The organism is Rubrobacter tropicus (assembly GCF_011492945.1).
GTDB classification, from domain to species: domain Bacteria; phylum Actinomycetota; class Rubrobacteria; order Rubrobacterales; family Rubrobacteraceae; genus Rubrobacter_D; species Rubrobacter_D tropicus.
The window spans coordinates 3,543,495-3,563,975 of record NZ_CP045119.1 but is presented as its reverse complement, the minus strand read 5'-3'; the positions used below and the strand labels follow the sequence as shown (position 1 = coordinate 3,563,975).

The window sequence follows — 20,481 nt, the reverse complement described above, 5'->3', positions numbered from 1 at the left end:
GCGCTGCCGACATCACGGCAAACTACGCGACTCTCTTCCTACCCGAAGTCCAAATCTTCCAGGTCCTGCCGCACTCTTTGTGTGAACGGGTGTCCCGCTCCGAAGACCGCCTCGGCCGCGGCAAACGCACGTACTAGGTATGGACGCGCTTCCTCGTCACGCCCTTGCATCCGCAGAAGGGCGGCGAGATGATGCAAGCTCGTGGACGTGTTCGGATGATGGTCCCCTAAAGTGTCCCGGAACGCGGCCACGGCCCGTTCCTGATGCGTTAACGCTTCGTCGATCTTGCCCTGTTCTCTCAGCAGGTTGGCGAGGTTATTCTCGCTGGTAGCGGTTTCGGGGTGTTGGGGCCCGAATATTTGCAGGCGAATGTTCCGCGAACGTTCGTAGAGGGGACGGGCCTCTTCGAAAAGCTTCTGCGCGCTGAGCACGTTGGCGAGGCTGTCTAGGGCGCGCGCCGTGGCGGGATGGACTTCTCCTAACGTACCCTCGAAGATCGCCAGGGCCCGTTCCAAAGGCGGACGCGCCTCGGGGTAGCGGCCCTGTAGCACGAGGACGTTCGCCACGTTGCCGAAGCACTGCGCTGTCTGGGGGTCACCGTCGCCTAGTATCCTTTCGGCGACGGCTAATCCCCTGCGGTAGAGGGAGAGCGCCGACTCGAGGTCACCCTGGGCCATCAGGACCTCGGCCAGGGAATCCAGCCTCATGCCGGTGGCGGCGTGGTCCTCACCGTTCGTGTCGAGCGATATTTGGAGCGCGCGCTCCAGGTAGGGGCGGGCCTCATCATGGGAGCCCCGCTCCGCCAGTAGTGATCCCAGGTCATGGAGTGTCGCCCCTACGTGGCTATGCTCTGGTCCTAGCTCGTTCTCACGGATCCTCAACGCCCGCTCATAGAAAGTACGGGCCCTGTTCAGATCCCCGGCTCTTCTCAACAGCCAGCCCATCTTCAACAGTGGGCCGACGTTGTCGAGGTGATCCCGGCCCATAACGTTCTCATTTATCTCCAGGGCAGCACCCAGGAAGGGCCACGCCTCCTCGTAGTGCTCGAGATCCATCATCAGCGCGCCCATGTTGTGGAGGCTCTCCGCCGTGTCGCGATGCTCTCGCCCCAGCGCGTTCATGCGTATGTCGAGCGCCCGTTCGTATATCGGCAGTACCTCATCAAAGCGGCCCTGATCCCTAAGCAACGCGCCGATGTTGTTGAGCGTCGAAGCCACATCGATGTGGTTCGGTCCGAGCTCTCTCTCCTGATCCGTAAGGACCGCATTGAAAACTTCTAGGGCACCGTCTATATCTCCTGACCTATTCATCGCTACGCCGAGGTCGCTACGCTGGCGCATGGTGACCCAGGCCGTGGGCCCGGAGTGGGCGGTGTTGTACTTGACGGCGCCCTCCAGAAGGGGCACGGCCTCCGCGTATGATCCCAACTTGAGGAAGGACGCACCCAGCGCGAAGCGGGCCATGTACGCCGTCTCGTCCTGCCGATCCTCCAAGACCCCGGTTACGTGCCTCAGGTGTGGGAGCAGCCTCGTCAGCACGGAGGGTCGATTGGCCTCGGCGGCGTCGATTGCCTCCCTCGCGACCGCCCGTACGACGTCGTCCTGGGCCTCCCCGTCCTCGACCTCGCGGCGCGCGAAGGAGGCGACCAGGCGGTGCATACTCACCAGACCGGCCTCGGACTCCCTCACGAGGCCGAGCCCCGTGAGCCTCCGCAGGGCGTCGATCCGTCGGTAGGCGTCGGACGCTCCCTCGGTTGGTTCATCCGACCCGTTGGAGTCCCCCAAAGTCGCCAGCAAGAGGTCCCGCTCAATCGGCTCTCCTGGTGCAAAACGCGCGGCCCTCGCCAACAGCCGGATCGCTAGGCGGTCGGTTGGGTCTTCTTGGTCCAGACGTTGGTAGCTCACGACAAAGGTCCGCCCGACGTCCAGTTCGTGATCCGTGGGAGAGTAGCCCTCGGTCCGGCGTAGGGAAGGGTGGTTTACGGGCTCGACGGCGCGCAACTGCTCGACGTAGCCGGATGGGGAAACGATGTCCCGATACTCGTACAAGAATCGGCCCGCGAGATCCAGAGCAAGCGGTAGGTCGCCCAGCTCCTTGGCCACCGCCACCAGATCGTCCTCTTCTAGTTCGAGACCGGGACAGCGGCTACGGAGCAACTCCACGCTCTGCTCTCGATCCAGAACTTCTAGCTCCAGAGCAACGACCGCGAGCGCGGGATCCCCGAACACCCCCCGGCTCGTCAGCAGCACCCGGCAACCCCCCGTAGTCGGCCGGCACGCCCGCAACGCCTCCGCGTCCTCGCAGTTGTCGAGCACGAGGAGGCGCGGCAGCTCGTTCAGCCACGCGGCCTTGACGGCCCTGACCTTATCGTTCAACGGCAGGCGGTCGAAGTCGCCGCGAAGGTCCATTGCCCCCGCCCCGCCGCAGTTGGCGATCTCCTCGGCCGCCGCGTCCGGCCTGGAGAGGTTGAGCCAGTAGACGCCGCCGCAGAAGAACCGCCCGTAACGGTGGGCGAACTCGCCGGCGAGCTGGGTCTTGCCGACGCCGCCGATGCCGCTGACGCAGACTGTCTTCACCGGTCCCGCCGCGGTGGAGCTGGCCTTCACCTCCGCAGCGAGCGCCTTCAAGTCCTCCTCCCTGCCGATGAAGAGCGGATTTGGGTCGATGGGCGGCTCCTTCGAGCCGGGGGGAGGCGGGGCCGCCGCGGGCACGTGGTCCAGCGGCAGGTCTTCCAGGAGCGCCCTGCAATCTTCTAGCAGCGCGGGATCCGGCTCTTGCGGGCGAACATGCTCGTACCGGATCACGTTCACTATGGCGGTAGAACCCCGATCCGCCTGTGCCCAGTAGTCTCCTTGTCCGTGCTGGTGGGGCCCCTGCTGTCCCGACACGACCCTACTCCTCGTCAGGCCGGTTGACCCTGACCTCGGCCGTGGAGTTCCGGTCGGCCTGCGCTATGTAGTTCCCTTCCGCGTTCTGGATATGCTGCTCCCCGCCAGGCTGCGCGGCTACCGCGTCGAGCAACTCCTGGGATATTTTCTGGATCTCCGGATCGCGGTTCGCCCCGGAAGCCTCCACCTCCTCCTTGAGCATCACCTTTCGGCCGTTCGAGTCGGGTTTGGCTTCGATGGTTTCGACCGACTTGAGAACGTCGCTGTCGCGGCCGAACTTGCTGGCAAGGGCTTGCTTGAGTCTCGCGTAGATGTCGTTGACGACGTTCTCTCCGACCGCTTGGCCCGCGCCCTGCGCTACCGTGCTGCCCACGGCGGCTAGTATGGCTATGGTTACGGGGTCCATATCGCACTCCTGTCTCCGTTGAACCGCACTGAGCTATTCGCTGCCTTGAAGCGAAATGACTGAACGAAGTGTTTCATCTTGCGACGTCTCGCGCAACACGAGGAACGTAGAATTACAAAGGCTGCCAAGAGCCGCAGAGCAATGTCTGTACTGGTACGGCACTCGTTGCGGTACCGCTAGGACTCCTCCTGTTGCGGATCGTGGCCCAGGTCTCCGAGCATCTCCGCGATCATGGCCCCTTCGTCCGGGAATCTATGGCGCATGGACCACGCCTGAAGGTGCCAAGCCACTGCTTCGTCCTTCCTGTCTGCCGCCATGAGCGCTGTTGCCTTCACAAAGAAGGCGATGTGATTTTCAGAGTTTATACTCAAGGCGCGATCGACGGCACGCAACGCCCCTTCATGATTCCCGTACCCGAGTAGCGTCAGGCCTTCGCGCAACGCGAGGTCCGGGTCGATGGGCCGCAGTTCGCCCGCACGGACGGCCTCGGCCGCTGCCTCGGATTTGCGGCCGAGACCAGCGAGAGCTTCGGCTCTACCGAATACAACGTCGGGGTTGTCAGGCCAGATCCCGACCATCTCGTCGAAAACCGCCAGAGCGTCGGTGTGGCGGCCGAGTTTGTTGAGCGCGACGGCCCTGTTGTATGAGGCGGTCGGGTGCCCTGACGAAAGCCTCCCGGCCTCCTCTATGGCTTCGAGAGCTTCGGCATCTCGTCCCATGTTTCCGAGCGCGGCGCTCCTGTTGCCCCACGCCGGTGCGTAGTCCGGCTTGAGGGCGATGGCACGGTCCGCACAGGCCAGGGCGGCGGCGTAGTCTCGTACAGCTTGAGCGTAGGCGCCGCTTAACTGGGACAGGGCCTCGTGATCGGCCAACTCCGTATAAAAAACCTCCGACAGAGCGTCCAAGTCCTGTTCGATGCGCCGTCCCGTCCGGTAGCTCACCGCCTCCCACAGGCAAGCGTACTCCGGCCGGACCCGATTCTGGCCGGGAGCAAGATTGACGAATGCTTGTCGGGCGAGGGTGTTGAGGAGGTCACCTAGCTCGATACCTTCCAGGCCGAAGAGGCGGTTGCTCTCGAGCACGGCCCGTAGCTGGCGGTATGTCGGCTCCGCTATACTCGCGAATGCAAGCAACTTCAACGCCCGCATCACGTCCTGATGCTTAGGGCCCAGCGTTAGTAGGAAGCAGTTCCGCATCGCCTGCATCGGGTCTACAGTGGGAGACCCAATACTTCGGTATCTTTTGTCTGGGCAGGGCTCCACAGGGCCGGCAAAGTCGAAGAACGACAGTCGCCCCCCGCTTGGACCCCCGAGGAGGGACCACCGCTTGAGGGTTCCGTGGCTCTTGGCGCACCGAAACCAGAAACGCGCCAGGTCGGGCCGGCCGAGCTTCGTATAGATGCACCCCTTAGCAAACCACGATGCCGCGTCGCCCGGCCGAAGGCGGATCGCCTGCTCGGCTGCGAAAAGCGCTTCCCACTGCTCATCGAAGTGACCGCTCGCCAGCGAAGCAATCTGCCACCAAGAAGGCGCGAAGTCCGGATCGAGGCGAACCGCTTCCCTGAAATCTCTCAGAGCATCGCCATAATGGCGCATCTTGACGTGGACCATGCCCCTGTTGTGCAGCGCTTGAGTAGACCCAGGGTCGAAATCCACGGCCACGTTGTGGGCCTGGAGGGCTTCCCTGTCTCGATCTAGTCGGGAGAGCATAACGGCCCTATTGGAGTAGTTGCCTAAGGTGTTCTCGCCCAGGTTTATGGCCTTGTCGAGCGCTTCTAATCCCCGCGAAGCAAGGTCGTTTGCCACCTCGTTCGCGCCCTGCTCGGTCAAATACTTCGCCAGCTTGTCCGAGCCCCTCGCAGAGTCGCTCGTCTCCAGCAAAGCCAAGCTTTTACCGGCCCAAGCCTCGGTGAGGCTTGGCTGTATCCCTATGGCGCGTTCGTAAGCGGCGAGGGCCTCCTTCTGCCGGTCCATCTCCCGAAAAACGTGCCCCTTGGCGCACCAAGCTTCCGCCCACTCCGAGTCCTGAGACAACAGAAAGTCACAAACCTCCAGAGCGAATCCGTGTAACCTTGCTTCCCCTAGCAGCAGTCGGCGCAAGAGACGCGGCGCGGGCTTGTAAGGGGGGTAGAGGTGTAGCGACTGCATGGTAGCCCACACAGCTTCGTAGAAGAGGCCCTGGTCCGCTAGGGCGTTTCCGAGTCCGTGGAAGTACATGCTGACTATGCCTTCGTGCGTGCCTTGGCCTAGCCGTATGGCCTCCCGGAAGGCCTCGGCGGCCTCCCGATACCGTTTCAGCCCGCTTAGGGCGAAGCCCTTCGAATAGTAAGCTGGGTGATACCCGGGGTCCAGGCTTAAGGCCCGCTCGATGGCCGAGAGGGACTCCTCGAAGCGGCCCATGCCGTTCAGCGCGTAGCTCTCGTTGTACCAGGTTCCGGCGGAGTCGGGATTCAGCTCCAGCGCCTTCTCGGCGCAGGAGAGGGCACGCTCGGGGTCACGCAGGTCTTCGCCGTAGACCGCAACCAGGGCGAAGAGACCCAAGCCGTCTTTTTGCTCCTGAAGGAGGGTTTCGAGCACGTGCAAGTCGGCGGGCCGGGGCTCGTAATCCACGCACCGCTCGAGGTACGGTGTGTAGTAGCGTATGCTCCCGCTTTCCTCGTCGAGCTGAGCGAAACCCTCCTCTCTCGTCCGTCGGATCAAGGCTTCCCACGTCTCCTCGTCCATAGGGGTCCTGCCGCGCACGCGCTCGGCCACGGCCCGTACCAGATCGTGAGAGAAGCCGAGGTGGCGTGCCCGGAGGAGGATCTTTGCGGAGTCGAGCAGGCGACCCATGGACACCCCTCCGCGGTGCTCGTCGCGCAGCGACCGGTAACGCCGGCCCATCTCGTCGAGGTCGAGGAGCAGGGAGCCAGGGGTACCGTCGAAGCGCCGGTCGAACTCCGCCATCCCAATGCCCAGATCCTGCGCGAGCTCCCATCCCTGCTCCTCGGAGAGGTCTTCGCCCGTCACGCGGCGCGACCCTTCGACCCTGCTAGTGAAGACCTTCGCCTCTTCCTTGCCCAAGAATTCAAGCAGGAGCTGCTGCTCGGCCTCCAGCGTACTCCACTCCGCGCCGTCCCTAGACGTACACACCACTTTGCATCGGCGTCCCGTTGCCTCCTCGAAAGCCTGAACCCAGGCGAGGGGCCGCGAGCTGCGCGCGGTGTAGTGTAGATCGTCGAAAAGCAATACTACATCGAGGCCGCGGAACCCGGACGCCTCGAAACTCTCTGGAGGGGCCTGGCTGTCGAGCCTCGGAACAACCAACACCGCGCGCGGATCTTCGCGGAGGAGTTCTACGACCAGCCTGCTCTTGCCGGACAGGGGTCGGCCGACCACGACCACGCCCCCGCGCTCCTCTAGGGTGCGCCGAGCCAACCTGTCCACTTCCCGCTCTGAGTACACCTCAGGGCGGTAGCCGGCGACGGTTACGTCCGCCGCGAGCCCCGCGGACAGGTGCGCGGCGCGCCTTACGGTCGCGGACCCCTTAAGCTTTCTGTCGACGAGGGGCTCTATCGCGTCATTCAGAGCGGGCCACCCTTCCGCCCACTCGGAGAGCGGCACTAGATAGTCTTCCCGGGCCTGCTCCTCCGTCTCTCTCCTGCCGAAGTGAGCGAGGCCGAGTACACCACCCTCGCAGAAGACTACCCCGCCGCTGAACCCTGGCTTGGAGTACGTCGCACTGGCGAGGCGGAAGGCGCGCACGCGATAGCGCTCGGGGACCTCTGGCCAACGGGCAGCGGGGTCAGCCCGGCGGTCGATCATCGTGCCCAGCCTCACCATGGCGTCGAAACTGTTGGGCATAAGGTGCGTAAGCACCGTCGCTTTGAGGGAGCCTTCGTATGTGTCGGAGTCGAGTTCGTGCAACAGGGGCATCGCTGACGCGACGGGATTCGCATCCTTTCGGACCCTCAGCACAGCCGCGTCCCGCTCAGGATTGGAGCGCTGCTCGTCGTAGGTGACCCCCACCGGCTCCCCAAGCGTCCCATCGGCAGAAGGTATCCTCACCCGCAGATCCTCGCGCTCCACAGCCGCGACGACGTGATGGCAGGTAAGCACCACGTTGCCCTCCGCGCCGCCAAGCCGGAGCAACAGGCCCTGCCCCTTGTGCTCGCCGTGGGGTCTGCACACGGCCACGGTGGCACTCCGTGCCGCTTGCAAGCCGCGCTCAGAGTGGGCAGTTATGCTTAGACCCCTTCAACCATCCCGGGGACCTAGCGAAGAGGTCTCCCACACAGCGGTGACCTTGAGCCCGGAGACAGCCTTCGTTTCGCCCGTGAACAGCACTGGGATCAGTTGCGCCTTGCCCCCCGCCTCGAAGGAGAGGGAAAACTCCGCACTCACCTGATCGGGTCTCACCTCCTCGCCCAACGCCGCTACCTGCTCGCCTACCGTGCGCACGACCTCTTGTAGGACCTCGCCCGCAGATCTGAAGGCGTCGACTGGGTCTTTTGTAGCGGCAGCGTAGATCTCCTCGTCCCCCTCGATGCTTGGCGGCTCGCCAGCCACCTCGATGTACACCGACGCCTCGCCCACGCGCATCGGGACGAGGCGTCGCTTCGCGACGGTTCCAGCCTCCTCCCCACCAGTCCCCAGCCTCACCTCGTCATCCACGATCCCTCCCTATATATCATCCGCCCATCCTCCGGCGTGTGCCGTCGGGCATCAGGCGTTACCTGACGCGCAGGAGGTCCATCTTTAGCAGTTCCACCTTGGTCCCGCGTACGGTGAAGTACCCCCGGCGGTTCATCCACTCCTCGACCAAGGTCTTAGCGAAGGTCGCCATGCGTCCTCCTACCGAACCTGATCCGTTCTCACACCACGCTCTATACGAATGCGCTGCCACGATCGCACTGCGCGTCCCCTGATTTTGCCGCGTACGCCAGACTCGCGCCAGCACCCCGCTTATGGGGTCAGGAACGCCGTGCCCGTCCCGTACAATCCCTCTGCAGAACCCCGGCGTTCTCCCATCATCGCCGCCGGAGTCTGACCAAGATTCGCCCAATTACCATGCAAGAACACGCATTTCTATCCGCCACCACGATATGTTGTGGTCTGTCCTTCCTCGCCGGCGTCCCGAAAACCGACCCTCGACGGCCGTAGCGGCCGTACCTATGCAGGATCCTGCAAGTGAACTTCCGAGAAGGGGTGCTCCCCGAACTACGATGAATAGGATCGCCGGGTCCGTCGCGTGGCCCTGCAAGCCCGGTTAGCGGCCCACGACAGCTACCACGTCTCGAAACCTTCCAGCCACCGTTTACCGAGACTGCTCGAACAGGACAGAGTTTCGGGACGCCCCTACATAGTTTTAGGACTCCTTAACAGGACAAAGCCTTCGCATCCCATTATCGAGCGTTATAGGGATCAAGCTGAATCGTTCTTGCCCGGACCTCTTCGGTGGCTGGTTCGCCGAGCGGCGATCGTCCTTGCCCTCGACAAGTCACTTACCGCCGGTCCGGCGCCGCCGTGCCCTCAGCCGTCGGGTCCCCTCCCGGCCGGCTCGTTGACCGGAGAGCGGGGGCGGTCCCCCGAGAGCACCCGCACGATCTTCTGGGCCACCCCGGACTTCAGCGCCCCCGGTGGGCGGGGCGCGCAGCGAGACCGCGTCGGTCCCTTCGACGTGCCGGAATGCCACAGCAACCCGCGGCAGGAGACGCCCGTTGCGTAAAGAGCCTGCCGGCGCCGCTTTAGACGGGCCACGGCCCGCTCCCCGTCCCCGCGTCTTCGCCGACCCTGAGGTGCCTTTCTCCCCCGAGGTCGCAGGCGACGGCGCTGGCGCGCGCCTGCCACGAGGGATCCAAGGGCACCAGGAGTTCGGGGTCGAGGAGGCACCAGAAGGCCAACTCTTTGGCGCACCCCACGTCCATGAAGGTCACGCCCGAGAGGTCCAGGAGCACCCTGCGGCCTCGCCGGTGTGTAGCGCGGAGGACCTCCCGCAATGCCTGCCGGACCCGCAGGTCGAACTCGCCGCTCAACACTATCCGGCCGTCCTCGTATTCGACCGTACCGACCTGAATGCGGTGCCCGTCTTTCACGACTTTTCCTTCCCTTCGACCCCTGCCGCGCTCGGGCGGATGTGCGCCTTCGCCGAGAGGTAGAGGACCGAGAAGGTCAGGGTCGCGGGGTGCGGATCTGGCACCTGCCACAGGATCACGGCGTAGCTCCCGGGCCAGAGCGTGGTGAGGGTGAGCGAGATCCTGCGGAAGACGACCGTGCGCGTCGGGTACACGTGGCGGATGGGCACGAAGACCAGGAAGGAGCAGACGACGAGCACGGCCGCCAAAGCGCCCGGGCGCGGCCCGGTGCTCGGGCCGGACGCTCGGGATCGGCGCGCGCCTGGGAGAGACGTGCCCCGCGCTTCACGCCGGCCGATCCCCGGGCCGCCGCAACTTCAGCGGCTCGACCCCCACGGCAAAGGGCCCGCGCGCCCCCGGTCGCGTCTCGAAGGCCAGGGGAAGGCCCGGTTCGAGCTCGTCGGGGTCGCACGAGAGGCCCGACCGGTGGAAGAAGCGGTCTTCGCCCGAGGGCAGTTCTATGAACCCGTAGCCCTTTTCCTCGTCGAACCATCTCAGGCGCCCGGCCTCCTTCGCCGTCCCGATCTCGTCCCCCGCGTCGTTCGCCGCCTGGCCTCCCGGGAGCGCGGCGGGCCGGAAGACGACGCGGCCCTTGCCCACCACGACCGTCAGAGACCGGACCCCGGCCCAGGCGCCGAAGGCGGGGTCGTTGGCCACGGCGGCGGGCAGCCTCACGCCCCAGCCTTCCCGCTCGCCGCGGTCCAGGCGCGCCCTGTGTCCGCCCCGTCCTTCCACGAAAACCCCCTCGATCAGCTTCCGTCCGCGGCGCCCCGGCGCAGCGCCAGGGACAGGCAAGCCGCGCTCGACAGCAGCAGGAGCGTACCGGCCGCAAGCAAGGCCCCGGGGGGGACCCCGCCGCTCTCGGGCAGCTCGTCGTCCCGGATGCCGGCGCTCTCCCGACCGGGGGCGCCGTCTTCCACCGTGTAGGAGATAGGCTCGGCCGCCGCCCGCCCGCCTTGCGTCGCGGTCGGATCGTCGGCGGGGAAGGTGAACCTCCCGTCGGCCGGGTCCTCCGCGTGGACCGTGGCGTAGAGCCTTTGCGAGGAGGCCACCGGCCGGTCGAGCTCCACCCTCACGTCGCTATTCGCGCCCGCCTTCAGGGGCGCGTGGCCGAGCACCCTTCCCGGCTTGCCGTCGTCGTCGGCGCGGACGGCCAACCATCCTTTCGTGCCCTCGAGCGTGGCCGCGGGCACCGTCACCGCGGCGCCGCTCCCGCTCTGATCCCGGACCTCCAGCCGCGTCACGGAGCCCCCCTGGGAGCCCCCCGGCTCGCCGGTCCCGGATCGTTCGGCGTCGTCCCCGCCGCCCTGGTTCCCCGCGCTCCCGGTCCCGTCGTCCTGCGCCGCGTCGTTCTTTTGGGTTTCGTCGCCGTTCCGGACGTCCTGTCCGCCGTCTTGCGCGTCACCCCGGGCGTCGCCTTGGGCCCCTGAGCCGTCGCCTTGCTGGCCGGAGCCGCCCGTCAGGGACTGGCATGCGAAGGGGATCAGGACGGCCAGCAGGAGCAGCAGTATGAGGCCGAGGACTATCCAGAGTACGGGCCTTTTGCGGCCCGAGTTCTCCTCGCCGGGTATCCGTCTGCCTTGCAAGTCGCTCACTGGCGTCCTCCGGTTTCGTCGTGTGTTTTGCCATGCGGCTCGCGCCGCACGTAGGCCCCTTCGGGGCGCGTGCCGTCTTCCGGGGCGGCGGGTCCCGGGCTACTGAAGCGTGAGCACCCGCCTCTCGTCGTCCACTGCGACGCCCAGCACCGGGGTGAGGGCCGACCGGAACCCGAGCAGACCCGGGCTAACCTCCACGTACTCCGGCTCGTAGCCCCCGATGACGAGGACCTGTTGCACGCGGCCCGGGGTGCGGCCCATCGGGCCGCGAAGCACCCGCGGTGATCCCTCCCTAACATCGAGTTGTCCGGGTCGTGCTCCTTCGTGGTGACTCGCGCCGCGGGGGCGCGGCCTGCACGCGCCCCCGCGATGTGTGGCCCACCGGGGGACGGTCGTCCGGGTCTTCGGGGTCGCCGTTGCGGCGCTCTAGCGGCGCCTCCGGGTCGGCTCCCCGCCCGAGTCGACCCTCGTAAAGGAGGAGCCGCTCGAGGAACCGTCCTGCTGCTGGTTCTGCTGTTGCTGCTGCTGGACCTGCTGGCGGGCCTCGCCGCTCTTCTCGTAGCCCTGCTCGACTATCCGCTGGGCGACGCCCTGGCCTCCCAGCCCGAACGCCAGGGCCGCGGCCAGCGCCACGGATCCGAGCAGGATCAGGAACGTCGGGGCTATCAGCTCCTCGGCGATCCCGAGCTGCGTCAGCGCCGCGAACGCCGCGAACACGATGATGCCGTACTGGGCGACGCTTCCCGCGACGCTGCTGCCGGTGGCGCCCCGCACTATCCCGGCCACGAAGTTGGCCAGCAGCGTCGCGAGGACCAGGATCAGGATCGCGGCGATGATCTGCGGTATGTAGGCTATGAACTGCGCCAAGACGTCCGAGATCGCCGAGATGCCAAGGGTGTCTACGGCCATCGTGATGGCTATGAAGAAGACGAGCCAGAAGACCAGCTTGCCGAGGATGGAGAGCGGGGTCTGCCGGGTCTGGGATCTATCGAAGAACTGCTTTATGCCGCCCTGCTCCATCCAGCCCTGAAAGCCCATGCTCTGGAGCACCCTGGTGGTTATGCCCTGGAGCACCTTGGCGATGATGTAGCCGATGATGAGTATTAACAGGGCGCCGATGAGGGCCGGCAAGGCCCCCATTATGGCACCGAGCCCCTGCGACAAAGACTGCGTTACAGACTGCATGATTCTCTCCCGTTCTTTTGGGTTTGCTTCGGAATGACGGCGGGCGGGGGTTTGGCCCCCGCCCGCTTCCTTCGCCTACGTTACGGCCGCTTGCGGCCGGTCTTCGCGCCCCAGAGGCCGCCGAGCGCCCCGCCGACGAACGGCACGAGCAGGGCTACGATGCCGGTGGTGGTGAGGATGGTGCCGAGGCCCTGCTGCGGGACCTGGTTCTGGGCACTGCCGGGAACCTGCGGCAGCGCGACGCCGGAGAGCTGGTCGATGAAGCTCGCGCCAACGACGGCGCCGATTATGGCCAGCAGGATTATCACGAGCAGCGAGAGGACGGGCACGAGGATGCCGTGCTTGAGCCCGGAGCGGCTCGCCATCCTGCCGGCCACGTAGCCGCCGATCAGGAAGGCCAAAAGCAGGGTGAGGAGCAGGCCCACGAGGCCGGCGACGCCGCCCTCGGTGCCGCCCTGCACGCCCATGGCGCCAAGGATGCCACCGACTATGGCGCCGACGATGCCGCTCAGGATCAGGCCGGCCCCGAGCGCGGCGAGCCAACCGAAGACGACGCTGGTCCAACTCGTGCCCAGCTCGCTCTCCCTGCGGTTCCGATCCGCCTCGTGGTCCCGGCGCGCCTCGCCCACCCTGCGCGGGCCGGACTCCGTCCCTCCGCCGGAGCGCGCGTCGTGCTCGTCGACCTTCGGCGCGTTTTGGTTTCCTCTATCTGCCACCTCTTACCTCCTCGTCGGCGGAACCCGAAGGCCCCGCGCATGGTTCTCATGCGTGCCGCTCGTCGTGCCCACGGGGCTACTGGCCCCTCTGCAAAGACGCTTGCCGACACCCACTCCGTCGTACTAAAAGCCGGGTTGGGCCTGCGAAAACCTGGGCCCAACCCGGGTAGATTTGCTGAGAGGTCCTTAGACGTTGCGACGCGTGGTGGCGTCTTCGACGTCGATCTCCTCGCGGCGGACGTCGTCCTCGACGACCTCGGTGTCCTCCACCACGTCCTTGCGCAAGCGCACCTCCTCCTTGGCCACGGCCCGCTTGTCGGTGACGACCTCCTCCTCGGTCACCGGCACCGAGACCTCCTCCTCGCCGATCTGGGCCTCGGTCGCCTCGCCGGAGACGGGCACCCGCTCGACGCTGACCTCCTCGTGCTTGACCGGGACCTCGATGCGCTCGCGGTCGGTGCGCACGCGCTTGCGGACCCTCATGGCGCCCGCCTCGCGCTCGCGGGTGCCCGCCCGGAGCTCTTCTTCGGAGCGCTGCACCCTCAGCTCGTCGTCGTGCGTTACCTCGGAACGGGGCTCCTCGTAGGTGTCATAGGAGCCGGTGCTCTGGGTCTGGGCGGCGCCGAGGCCGTAGTAGGAGCGGACCTCGTTCTCGTACTCGGGCGTGATCTCCCGGTCGTCGTCGAAGGCGGGGCCGTTCTTGACGGCGTCCTTGTCAGAGGAGACGGTGATCGTGCTGTTCGCCTCGTCGGTGGTGGCGATGTCGGCCGGGATCAGCGTGGAGCTGGTGCCCAGAAAGCCCATCTTCACGCCGAAGTACTCGGGCTGGTCGTTCTCGTCGAGGAACAGGTCGTCGACCTTGCCGATCTTGCTCCCGGAGTTGTCGTAGACGGTGTAGCCCGCGTACCTGTCCTCTATCGCCGTGAAACCGTCGCTGCGGTTCTCCATCGCTCTGCCTCCTTGTTTCGCTTTGCTACGATCTTGTGCCCGCGGCCTTGCCGAACGGGTTGCTAAGACCCTACCCTGGAAAGCGATTTTGCAGCAGCGATTACGGTGTCCTGAGACACAGTCGGACGGTGATTGGCCAGAGAAGCGCGGGCCTGCGCCGGCGTTGTGTGTCTTATGACACCGAACGCCGGGAGCGTCGGGAAGGCGGGATGCCGGACTGGGTCAGACGTCGAGCTGGAAGCGGGGCTTCATCATCTCAGCCTCCGCCCGGCGCTGCAGGTCCTCCACGGCGCGGGAGACGGGCCCGAGCTCGAAGGCCTCCCCGTTGAAGAGGAGGGCGTCGTTGTCCATGTCGTAGCCGCGCATCCGGTCCTCGGGGGCGGTCTCGGCGAGCACGTCGAGCGGCTCCGTGTACGAGTCGAAGAACCTGTGGTGCTCGGAGGTCACCTGCCAGGTCTCCAGGCGCTTGTCGAAGTGCTCGAAATGCTCGACGAAGCCCAGCGCCCTCAAGGGGGAGTCCTCGCCGACGCCGAGGCTATCCCGCAGCTCGTCACCCCGCTTCGGGAAGAGGGGGTCGGAGGGCCACAGGAGGCGCGAGATCCTTCCCACCGCCACCACGAGGTTCTGCACCGAGTACCAGAAGAGCTTGCCGTCCCCGTTGGTGGACGCCTCTTCCATGTCTTGTAACGCGATCATCGTGAACTGGCACTGGCGCTCGACTTCCCTCTGGAACTGCCTTAGCAGATGCTTTTCCATCGTTCCTCGCGATCTCCTTGGCGTGACGCCGTGGTCTAAACGTGCAGGGCCTACTCCGGGACGGTACCCGCCGCCGCCACTTTTAAGGCTTCCAGGTCTTCGACGTGGACGTAGCGGCGCCTCACCTCCACGGCCCCTGTTTCCCGGAGCCGGGCAAATGCGCGGGTGACGGCCTCGCGGTTGGCGCCGATCATGGTCCCGAGCTGCTGGTGGGTGTAGCGGGTGGGTATCCTGTAGCCGGCGCTGTCCCTGATGCCCTGGGTCTCGACCAGCTCCAGGATCAAACCCGCCAGCCGCGCGGGCACCTCCTTGAGGCCGAGTCCCTCCATGCGGGTCTCGTAGGCGGCCAGCCGCTCGCTCAAGAGGTGCACGAGCTGAAGCCCCACGGCGGGCTTGTCGAGGACCAGGCGCTCGACGTCGTTGCGGCACATGGCGGAGATCTCCGACTCCTCCATGGCCTGGGCGTAGGAGGCGCGCAGCCGCTGGCCGGTGAGCGCCATCTCCCCGAAGACGGTCCCGCTCTCGAGCACGGCCAGCGTGAGCTCGCGCCCCTCCGGGAGCGCCCTGTAGATGCGGACCCGCCCGCTCTGGAGCACGAAGAGGGTTTCGCAAAGGTCCATCGGTGTGTAGAAGACCTCGCCGGGTTCCAGGCGGGTGTTGAGGTTCTGCCAGTTGATCTTGTCTATCTCTTCCCGCGAGAGGGGCTCGAAGACGTCCACCAGGCTGAGGAGCCTGACGCGGTCTTCCCCGGCCCCGCCTCCGCCGCGCACGGTCACGGTCCCACCTCCCACCTGTACGCCGAGCTGTCCCCCGCCTTCCGGTGCATGACGTCAATCTAACAGATAACGGTCCCGGCCCCCGCCGGACGGCCCGATGTTCTCGGCCGGGGCCGCCGTTTGCGCCCGTCCCGCCTCCCGCACGGGCCCGCGAGCCTTGCCTCACCTGACGGGGCTCTTCCGCTCCCGGCAGGCCCCGCGTACCTCCGCCGAACGCGGGAAGTCGCTCCTCCCGCGATCCCCACCCGGAGGCCCCCAGGTGCCTCTGGAACGCCGGCCACGGCGTCGATCGGTCTGTCCCGTTCGGCGTATGCGCCGCGCGAACGCCGCCGGTAGACTGGGGTGGCCGAGCTCGGCCCGGAGTTCGCGCGCCTCCCCCGAGCTTCTCTTCCCTCTGGCAGAGGAAGCAAGAGACCCTGCGGTTGCGATCCTGGGAGGGTCTCAAGGTCGAAGAAGCCGCCGACCGGCCAGGGATCACCGTGTCCGAGGCGTACCGGCTTCACAAGGCCGCGCTCGGGTCCCAACGGGCGGCGCTGTGCGGGAGCGAGAGAGTCCAGGAGGAAGCAGGCTCCGCGGAGGACCGTTCGATCGAGGCCGCGCTGCTCGCTCCAGCCAGGCGCCACGGGGCGGGCCGCGAAGAGGAAGAAGCCGACGGCTGAGCGCGGAGACGATGCCCGAGCGTGCTGAGAGCGGAGCCCGAAAGGCGTAGCGTGTGGCTAGCTCAACAGCAGGTACACGCCGGCGACGAGGCTCGCGAGGCCTATCAGGAGCATCCTTATGCCCGCGATAACGTGGATGCCGCGTTCGGAGATAGGCCCGATTCCGCCGCGCTGGCCCTTGCCGCCGCGGAGGAGGGCGTAGACGGAGAATGAGAGGGCGGCGAGGCCCACGAGGGAGAGGAGGATGCCGAAGGCGATGGTTGGTTGCATGAGGACTATTCTGCGCCGTTGCTCCCCGCGTGGGACATGCGGTAGAGCAGGGTGCGAAAGCGGGGGTCCGAGTGGAGGGGGGCGAACTCTAGGGCGCTCTTGAAATGGTCGGCGTCGCTCTCGCCGGCCTCGACGGCCCGCTCTATGAAGTCCAGGGCGTCGCCGTACTCGCCGCGCCTGGCCCGGATGCTGGCGAGGGCCGAGAGGGCGGGGGAGTAGCCCGCGTCGGCGGCGACGGCGCGCTCCAGGATCTCCTCGGCCGTCTCCAGATCGTCGGCGGTGTAGTACAGGCTCGCGTAGGAGTAGAGGGCCCTTGGGTTCCCCGGGTCGGCCTTGAGGGACTCTATGAAGTGCTCCTCGGCCTCCGACGTCTCGCCGCGCCGCTCGTGCAGGATGCCGAGCTCCAGGTGGGCGTCGGGGTTCTCGGGGTCCAGCGAGAGCACCGTCCTGTAGGCCTCGGCGGTCCCCTCGTCGTCGCCGAGGGCGAGACGTACCTCGCCTAAAGTGACGAGATGACGGATCTCATCCCTTCCGAGCGCCACCGCCTCTTCCGAGAGCTTCAACGCCTCCTGCAGGTCCCCGCCCTGCGACAGCAGGTGGGCCGCGAGCTCATCCCTTATCTCCGGCGAGCCGGGGCAATCTTCGAGGCCCCGCCTGAAGGCGGCCTCGGCCCTCTGCAGGTGGCCGTTGCGGGCGTGGCAGATGCCGAGGTTGGCGTGGGCCTCCCACCACTCGGGCGTCTCGGCGATGACCTCCTCGTAGGCGGCGACGGCCTCGTCGTAGCGGCCCAGCATGTCGAGCGCGTTCGCCCTGAAAGTGAGCGCCCCGCTGCGCTGCTCCACCTCCGCGGCCGCCTCGACCGCCTTCTCGAAGAAGGCGTAGGCTTCTGCGAAGTCGGCCGCGTCGAAGAGGGTCAGGCCCGCGTTTATGAGCATGTCCGCGTCCTCGGGGTGACGCCCGGTCCAGCGCTCGAAGGTCGCCTTGGCGAGCGCGGGTTCGCCCATGTAGCCGTAGTAGCGGCCCAGCTCGACGTAGGCCTCGGGGTAGCCCGGGTCGGCCTCGATCGCCCGCTCCAGGTGGTGGACTATCTTGAACGGCTCGTCCCTGCCCAAAGCCACGAGCGCCAGGCCCATACGCGGGGCCACCCACTCGGGGTCGATCTCTAAAGCGTCCAAAAAGCTCGCCTCGGCCTCTTCGAGGCGTCCCAGGTTCAGGAGCGCCCGCCCGACCGCCTCGATCGCCTCCGGGTTCTCTGGCGCGGCCTCCAGGGCCTGCTCGAAGCGGGAGAGGGCCTCTTCTATAAGGCCCTCGCTCGCGAGGGTTTCGCCCTGCTCGAGATACTCCTCGTAGTCCATCTCTCCATTAAATCACAGCGGTGCGGATAAACCGCGGACCGCCCGCGGACCGCCAGGCATCGGGTCGCCTCCTTCGGAGGCTCTCGGGTTTCAGGGGTGGGGAATCGAGGATCCGCCGCGCCCCCGATGCCTGTAACCCGAAACCTGAAGCCTCGAAACCCCACGGGTGTGTACAATCCCCCGCGCACACGAACAGGAAAGGCGCCACGCATTGAAGAACCCTCCCGCGCCCGCGCGGCTCGAGATCCGCTACGCCGACCTCGACCCCTACGGCCACGTCAACAACGCGATTTACCTCGCCTACTTCGAGCAGATTCGTGTCGCCTACTGGCGCGCCCTTGCCGACCTCGCGGGCATAACGAACCTGGAAGCAGGCGACGTCCCCGGCGCCCGCTACGTCATCGCGGAGACGACTGTTCGCTTCAAGGCCCCGATCTTCTTCGGCGACACCCTCCACGGCGCCGCGACCGTCCCCTGGGTCGGTAACCGCTCCTACGCCATGGACTTCGAACTCCGCACCGGAGAGTCTTTCGAAGCCGGCGAGACCGTCTCCGAAGGCTTCGCCGCCCACGTCTTCTTCGACCCCGTAAAAGACGCGGTCCAACCCCGCCCCGACTGGTTTCTTTCGACCGTAGCAGCCCTCGAAGGCCGCCCGGAAGACGACTTCGCCCCACCCGAGCGCTAGAGCGGGACGCGGAGGCTTAGCCTCCGCGCTGTCGGCTGTCGGCCCGCTCCGGCTTCGCCTACGCTCTCGGCTATCAGCTTTTTGTCCTTGCTGAAAGCTGATGGCTGAAAGCTGACAGCGTGAGGGGAAGGGCGCAGTCCTTCGCTACGCCGGACGTGCTACGGTGGGGGCGGGTTGTCCCGGAAGGAGGCCGTGGTGGAGCACCAGAACATAAAGGGTGAGAAGGTCCCGTCTCTCGGGTTGGGCACGTACCGGCTCGGCGGGGAGGTGTGCGTGGAGGCCGTGAGCCTCGCCCTCTCCATGGGTTACAGGCACGTGGACACGGCCCAGATGTACGGCAACGAGGCCGAGGTCGGGCGGGGGATCGAGGGCTCCGGCGTGGACCGCGAAGAAGTCTTCCTGACAACCAAAGTCTGGCCCAACGACTTCCGTCACGAGCGTGTGATCCGGCGCACCCGCGAGAGCCTGCAAAAGCTCCGCACGGACTACGTGGACCTGCTCCTGATGCACTGGCCCGGGGACGGCGTCCCGCTCGGAGAGACGCTCGGCGCGATGAGGGAGCTGCAGGAAGAGGGAAGCGTCAGGCACGTGGGCGTCAGCAACTTCTCCCCGGACCTGGTCGAAGAAGCGTCGGGGCACGTGGAAGTCTTCTGCAACCAGGTCGAGTACCATGTCTACAGGGGGCAGGACTCTGTCCTGGATCAGGCCCGCAAGATGGACTACCTCCTCGTCGCCTACCGCCCCCTCTCCCGCGGCGGCGTCGAGGAGGACGCAACCCTCCGCGAGATAGGCGAGGCCCACGGAAAGACGGCCGCCCACGTCGCCCTCCGCTGGCTCGTCCAGCAAGAGAAGGTCTCGGCCATCCCCAAGGCCACGAGCGAGGACCACCTCCGCGCCAACCTCGACGTCTTCGACTTCGAGCTCTCGGACGAAGAGATGGACCGCGTCTCCGCGCTCCGCAGTTAGGTAATTCCGTGCGCGCGCGTGAATTGGGCATCGAGATAGGCGTCCTGCCCTCCGGCCCGAACGACGCGATCACGGACGTCGAGGGCGTAAGGGTCGGGCACGCGACGATCATCCGCGGCGACGGGCCGCTCGTCGTCGGGGAAGGTCCCGTCAGGACCGGCGTCACGGTCGTCTGCCCCAGGGAAGGGCTCGCGCGGGACGAGCCGGTCTTCGCCGGGTGCCACAGGTTCAACGGCAACGGGGAGATGACGGGGCTGGAGTGGATCCGGGAGGCGGGAGCCCTCACGACGCCCGTGGCGATCACGAACACCCACAGCGTCGGCGTGGTCCGCGACGCCCTGATAGCAGCCGAGCTCGAAGAAAGCCCCGACGAGTACTGGTCCCTGCCGGTCGTGGCCGAGACCTACGACGGGACCCTGAACGACATCAACGGCCAGCACGTCCGGGCCGAGCACGTCAGGGAGGCGCTAAAGAACGCGTCCGGCGGGCCCGTGGCCGAGGGCTCCGTGGGGGGTGGGACGGGCATGATCTGCCACGAGTTCAAGGGCGGCATCGGCACCGCATCGAGGATGATCCCCGCCGAACAGGGCGGATGGACCGTCGGCGCGCTGGTCCAGGCCAACTACGGGAGCCGCCCGACGCTGCGGGTGGACGGGCTTCCCGTGGGCCGGGTGCTGACGACGGACCGGGTGCCGTCGCCTTTCGACGAGGAGGAGAACGCTCAGCCTCCCGGCACCGGCTCCATCATCGTGATCCTGGCGACCGACGCGCCGCTGTTGCCGATCCAGTGCGACAGGCTGGCGATCCGGGCCGGCGTCGGCCTCTCCCGGATGGGCGGCGGCCTGGACGACGGCAGCGGCGACATCTTCCTCGCCTTCGCCACGGGCAACCGCGGCCTGCCAAGGGCCGTTCTGGAGCAGGACGTGCCCCAGACCGTCCCCGTCCGCATGCTGCCCAACGAGCGCATGACCCCGCTCTTCCACGCGGCGGCCGAGGCGACCGAAGCCGCGATCCTGAACGCCCTGCTCGCCGCGGGCACCGTGACGGGCCGCGACGGCATCACGGCCCGCGGCCTCGCGCCCGACGCTCTCCTCGACGCGCTGGACGAGGCCCGGCCCCTGGCCGGACGGGCGAGGCCCGCGCGGTCCGATCCGTAGGCCGACC

Annotated in this window: 21 protein-coding genes; 4 read left to right on the top strand and 17 right to left on the bottom strand. The window is 66.7% G+C overall.

The window, feature by feature from the left end:
• Nucleotides 1-38: 38 nt before the first annotated feature.
• The 15 genes from fxsT to GBA63_RS17870 all read right to left on the bottom strand — a co-directional run bounded on the left by fxsT (nucleotide 39) and on the right by GBA63_RS17870 (nucleotide 15,382).
• The gene (fxsT, locus tag GBA63_RS17940) at nucleotides 39-2,888 is read right to left on the bottom strand and encodes an FxSxx-COOH system tetratricopeptide repeat protein (protein WP_166178305.1); all 2,850 of its coding nucleotides are present in this window, start codon (nucleotides 2,886-2,888) and stop codon (nucleotides 39-41) included.
• Nucleotides 2,889-2,892: 4 nt separating this feature from the next.
• Nucleotides 2,893-3,294 (bottom strand): hypothetical protein, encoded by a 402-nt coding sequence (locus GBA63_RS17935; RefSeq protein ID WP_166178303.1) that lies wholly within the window; start codon nucleotides 3,292-3,294, stop codon nucleotides 2,893-2,895.
• A 176-nt stretch (nucleotides 3,295-3,470) separates the two neighbouring features.
• Entirely contained in the window at nucleotides 3,471-7,469 is a 3,999-nt protein-coding gene (locus tag GBA63_RS17930) for a tetratricopeptide repeat protein (protein ID WP_166178301.1), read from the bottom strand.
• Nucleotides 7,470-7,529: 60 nt separating this feature from the next.
• The gene (locus tag GBA63_RS17925) at nucleotides 7,530-7,946 is read right to left on the bottom strand and encodes a CU044_2847 family protein (protein WP_166178299.1); all 417 of its coding nucleotides are present in this window, start codon (nucleotides 7,944-7,946) and stop codon (nucleotides 7,530-7,532) included.
• Nucleotides 7,947-8,804: 858 nt separating this feature from the next.
• Nucleotides 8,805-9,032 carry a hypothetical protein gene (locus GBA63_RS17920; protein ID WP_166178297.1) on the bottom strand — a complete coding sequence of 76 codons (228 nt, stop codon included), beginning with the start codon at nucleotides 9,030-9,032 and terminating at the stop codon, nucleotides 8,805-8,807.
• Complete coding sequence (locus tag GBA63_RS17915; RefSeq protein WP_166178295.1) at nucleotides 9,020-9,367, bottom strand: STAS domain-containing protein; 348 nt, start codon at nucleotides 9,365-9,367, stop codon at nucleotides 9,020-9,022. Before GBA63_RS17915 ends, GBA63_RS17920 begins: the two co-directional genes overlap by 13 nt.
• Nucleotides 9,364-9,615: a hypothetical protein gene (locus GBA63_RS17910; RefSeq protein WP_207956890.1), complete on the bottom strand. Its 252-nt coding sequence runs from the start codon at nucleotides 9,613-9,615 to the stop codon at nucleotides 9,364-9,366. The genes GBA63_RS17915 and GBA63_RS17910 overlap by 4 nt, the downstream gene beginning before the upstream one ends.
• A 76-nt stretch (nucleotides 9,616-9,691) precedes the next feature.
• On the bottom strand, nucleotides 9,692-10,141 hold the full coding sequence (locus GBA63_RS23355; RefSeq protein WP_207956889.1) for a cold shock domain-containing protein: 450 nt from the start codon (nucleotides 10,139-10,141) through the stop codon (nucleotides 9,692-9,694).
• A gap of 14 nt (nucleotides 10,142-10,155) precedes the next feature.
• Nucleotides 10,156-11,001 (bottom strand): DUF7282 domain-containing protein, encoded by an 846-nt coding sequence (locus GBA63_RS17900; protein ID WP_166178291.1) that lies wholly within the window; start codon nucleotides 10,999-11,001, stop codon nucleotides 10,156-10,158.
• 99 nt (nucleotides 11,002-11,100) lie between these two features.
• The gene (locus tag GBA63_RS17895) at nucleotides 11,101-11,277 is read right to left on the bottom strand and encodes a hypothetical protein (RefSeq protein WP_166178290.1); all 177 of its coding nucleotides are present in this window, start codon (nucleotides 11,275-11,277) and stop codon (nucleotides 11,101-11,103) included.
• A 150-nt stretch (nucleotides 11,278-11,427) separates the two neighbouring features.
• Complete coding sequence (locus GBA63_RS17890) at nucleotides 11,428-12,186, bottom strand: mechanosensitive ion channel family protein (RefSeq protein WP_166178288.1); 759 nt, start codon at nucleotides 12,184-12,186, stop codon at nucleotides 11,428-11,430.
• 80 nt (nucleotides 12,187-12,266) lie between these two features.
• On the bottom strand, nucleotides 12,267-12,902 hold the full coding sequence (locus GBA63_RS17885; RefSeq protein WP_166178286.1) for a hypothetical protein: 636 nt from the start codon (nucleotides 12,900-12,902) through the stop codon (nucleotides 12,267-12,269).
• A 186-nt stretch (nucleotides 12,903-13,088) separates the two neighbouring features.
• A complete protein-coding gene (locus GBA63_RS17880) occupies nucleotides 13,089-13,850 on the bottom strand; it encodes a DUF2382 domain-containing protein (protein WP_166178284.1) in 762 nt (253 codons plus the stop codon).
• A gap of 222 nt (nucleotides 13,851-14,072) precedes the next feature.
• Nucleotides 14,073-14,606 carry a hypothetical protein gene (locus GBA63_RS17875; protein ID WP_166178282.1) on the bottom strand — a complete coding sequence of 178 codons (534 nt, stop codon included), beginning with the start codon at nucleotides 14,604-14,606 and terminating at the stop codon, nucleotides 14,073-14,075.
• Nucleotides 14,607-14,656: 50 nt separating this feature from the next.
• Nucleotides 14,657-15,382, bottom strand: coding sequence for a Crp/Fnr family transcriptional regulator (locus GBA63_RS17870; RefSeq protein ID WP_166178280.1), 726 nt, complete (start codon nucleotides 15,380-15,382; stop codon nucleotides 14,657-14,659).
• Nucleotides 15,383-15,804: 422 nt separating this feature from the next.
• Here GBA63_RS17870 and GBA63_RS17865 point away from each other — a divergent pair, with 422 nt between their 5' ends.
• The gene (locus GBA63_RS17865) at nucleotides 15,805-16,041 is read left to right on the top strand and encodes a hypothetical protein (RefSeq protein ID WP_166178278.1); all 237 of its coding nucleotides are present in this window, start codon (nucleotides 15,805-15,807) and stop codon (nucleotides 16,039-16,041) included.
• A 57-nt stretch (nucleotides 16,042-16,098) separates the two neighbouring features.
• On the opposite strand, the gene GBA63_RS17860 is transcribed toward GBA63_RS17865, so the two are convergent.
• Nucleotides 16,099-16,311 carry a hypothetical protein gene (locus GBA63_RS17860; RefSeq protein WP_166178276.1) on the bottom strand — a complete coding sequence of 71 codons (213 nt, stop codon included), beginning with the start codon at nucleotides 16,309-16,311 and terminating at the stop codon, nucleotides 16,099-16,101.
• 5 nt (nucleotides 16,312-16,316) lie between these two features.
• The gene (locus tag GBA63_RS17855) at nucleotides 16,317-17,666 is read right to left on the bottom strand and encodes a tetratricopeptide repeat protein (protein WP_166178274.1); all 1,350 of its coding nucleotides are present in this window, start codon (nucleotides 17,664-17,666) and stop codon (nucleotides 16,317-16,319) included.
• Between the two features lie 211 nt (nucleotides 17,667-17,877).
• On the opposite strand from GBA63_RS17855, the gene GBA63_RS17850 reads away from it, so the two are divergent.
• From GBA63_RS17850 to GBA63_RS17840, 3 genes are all read left to right on the top strand, one after another.
• A complete protein-coding gene (locus GBA63_RS17850; protein ID WP_166178272.1) occupies nucleotides 17,878-18,351 on the top strand; it encodes an acyl-CoA thioesterase in 474 nt (157 codons plus the stop codon).
• A 195-nt stretch (nucleotides 18,352-18,546) separates the two neighbouring features.
• Nucleotides 18,547-19,317 carry an aldo/keto reductase gene (locus GBA63_RS17845; protein WP_166180356.1) on the top strand — a complete coding sequence of 257 codons (771 nt, stop codon included), beginning with the start codon at nucleotides 18,547-18,549 and terminating at the stop codon, nucleotides 19,315-19,317.
• Nucleotides 19,318-19,325: 8 nt separating this feature from the next.
• Nucleotides 19,326-20,474 (top strand): DmpA family aminopeptidase, encoded by a 1,149-nt coding sequence (locus GBA63_RS17840; protein WP_166178270.1) that lies wholly within the window; start codon nucleotides 19,326-19,328, stop codon nucleotides 20,472-20,474.
• The last annotated feature ends 7 nt before the right edge of the window (nucleotides 20,475-20,481 follow it).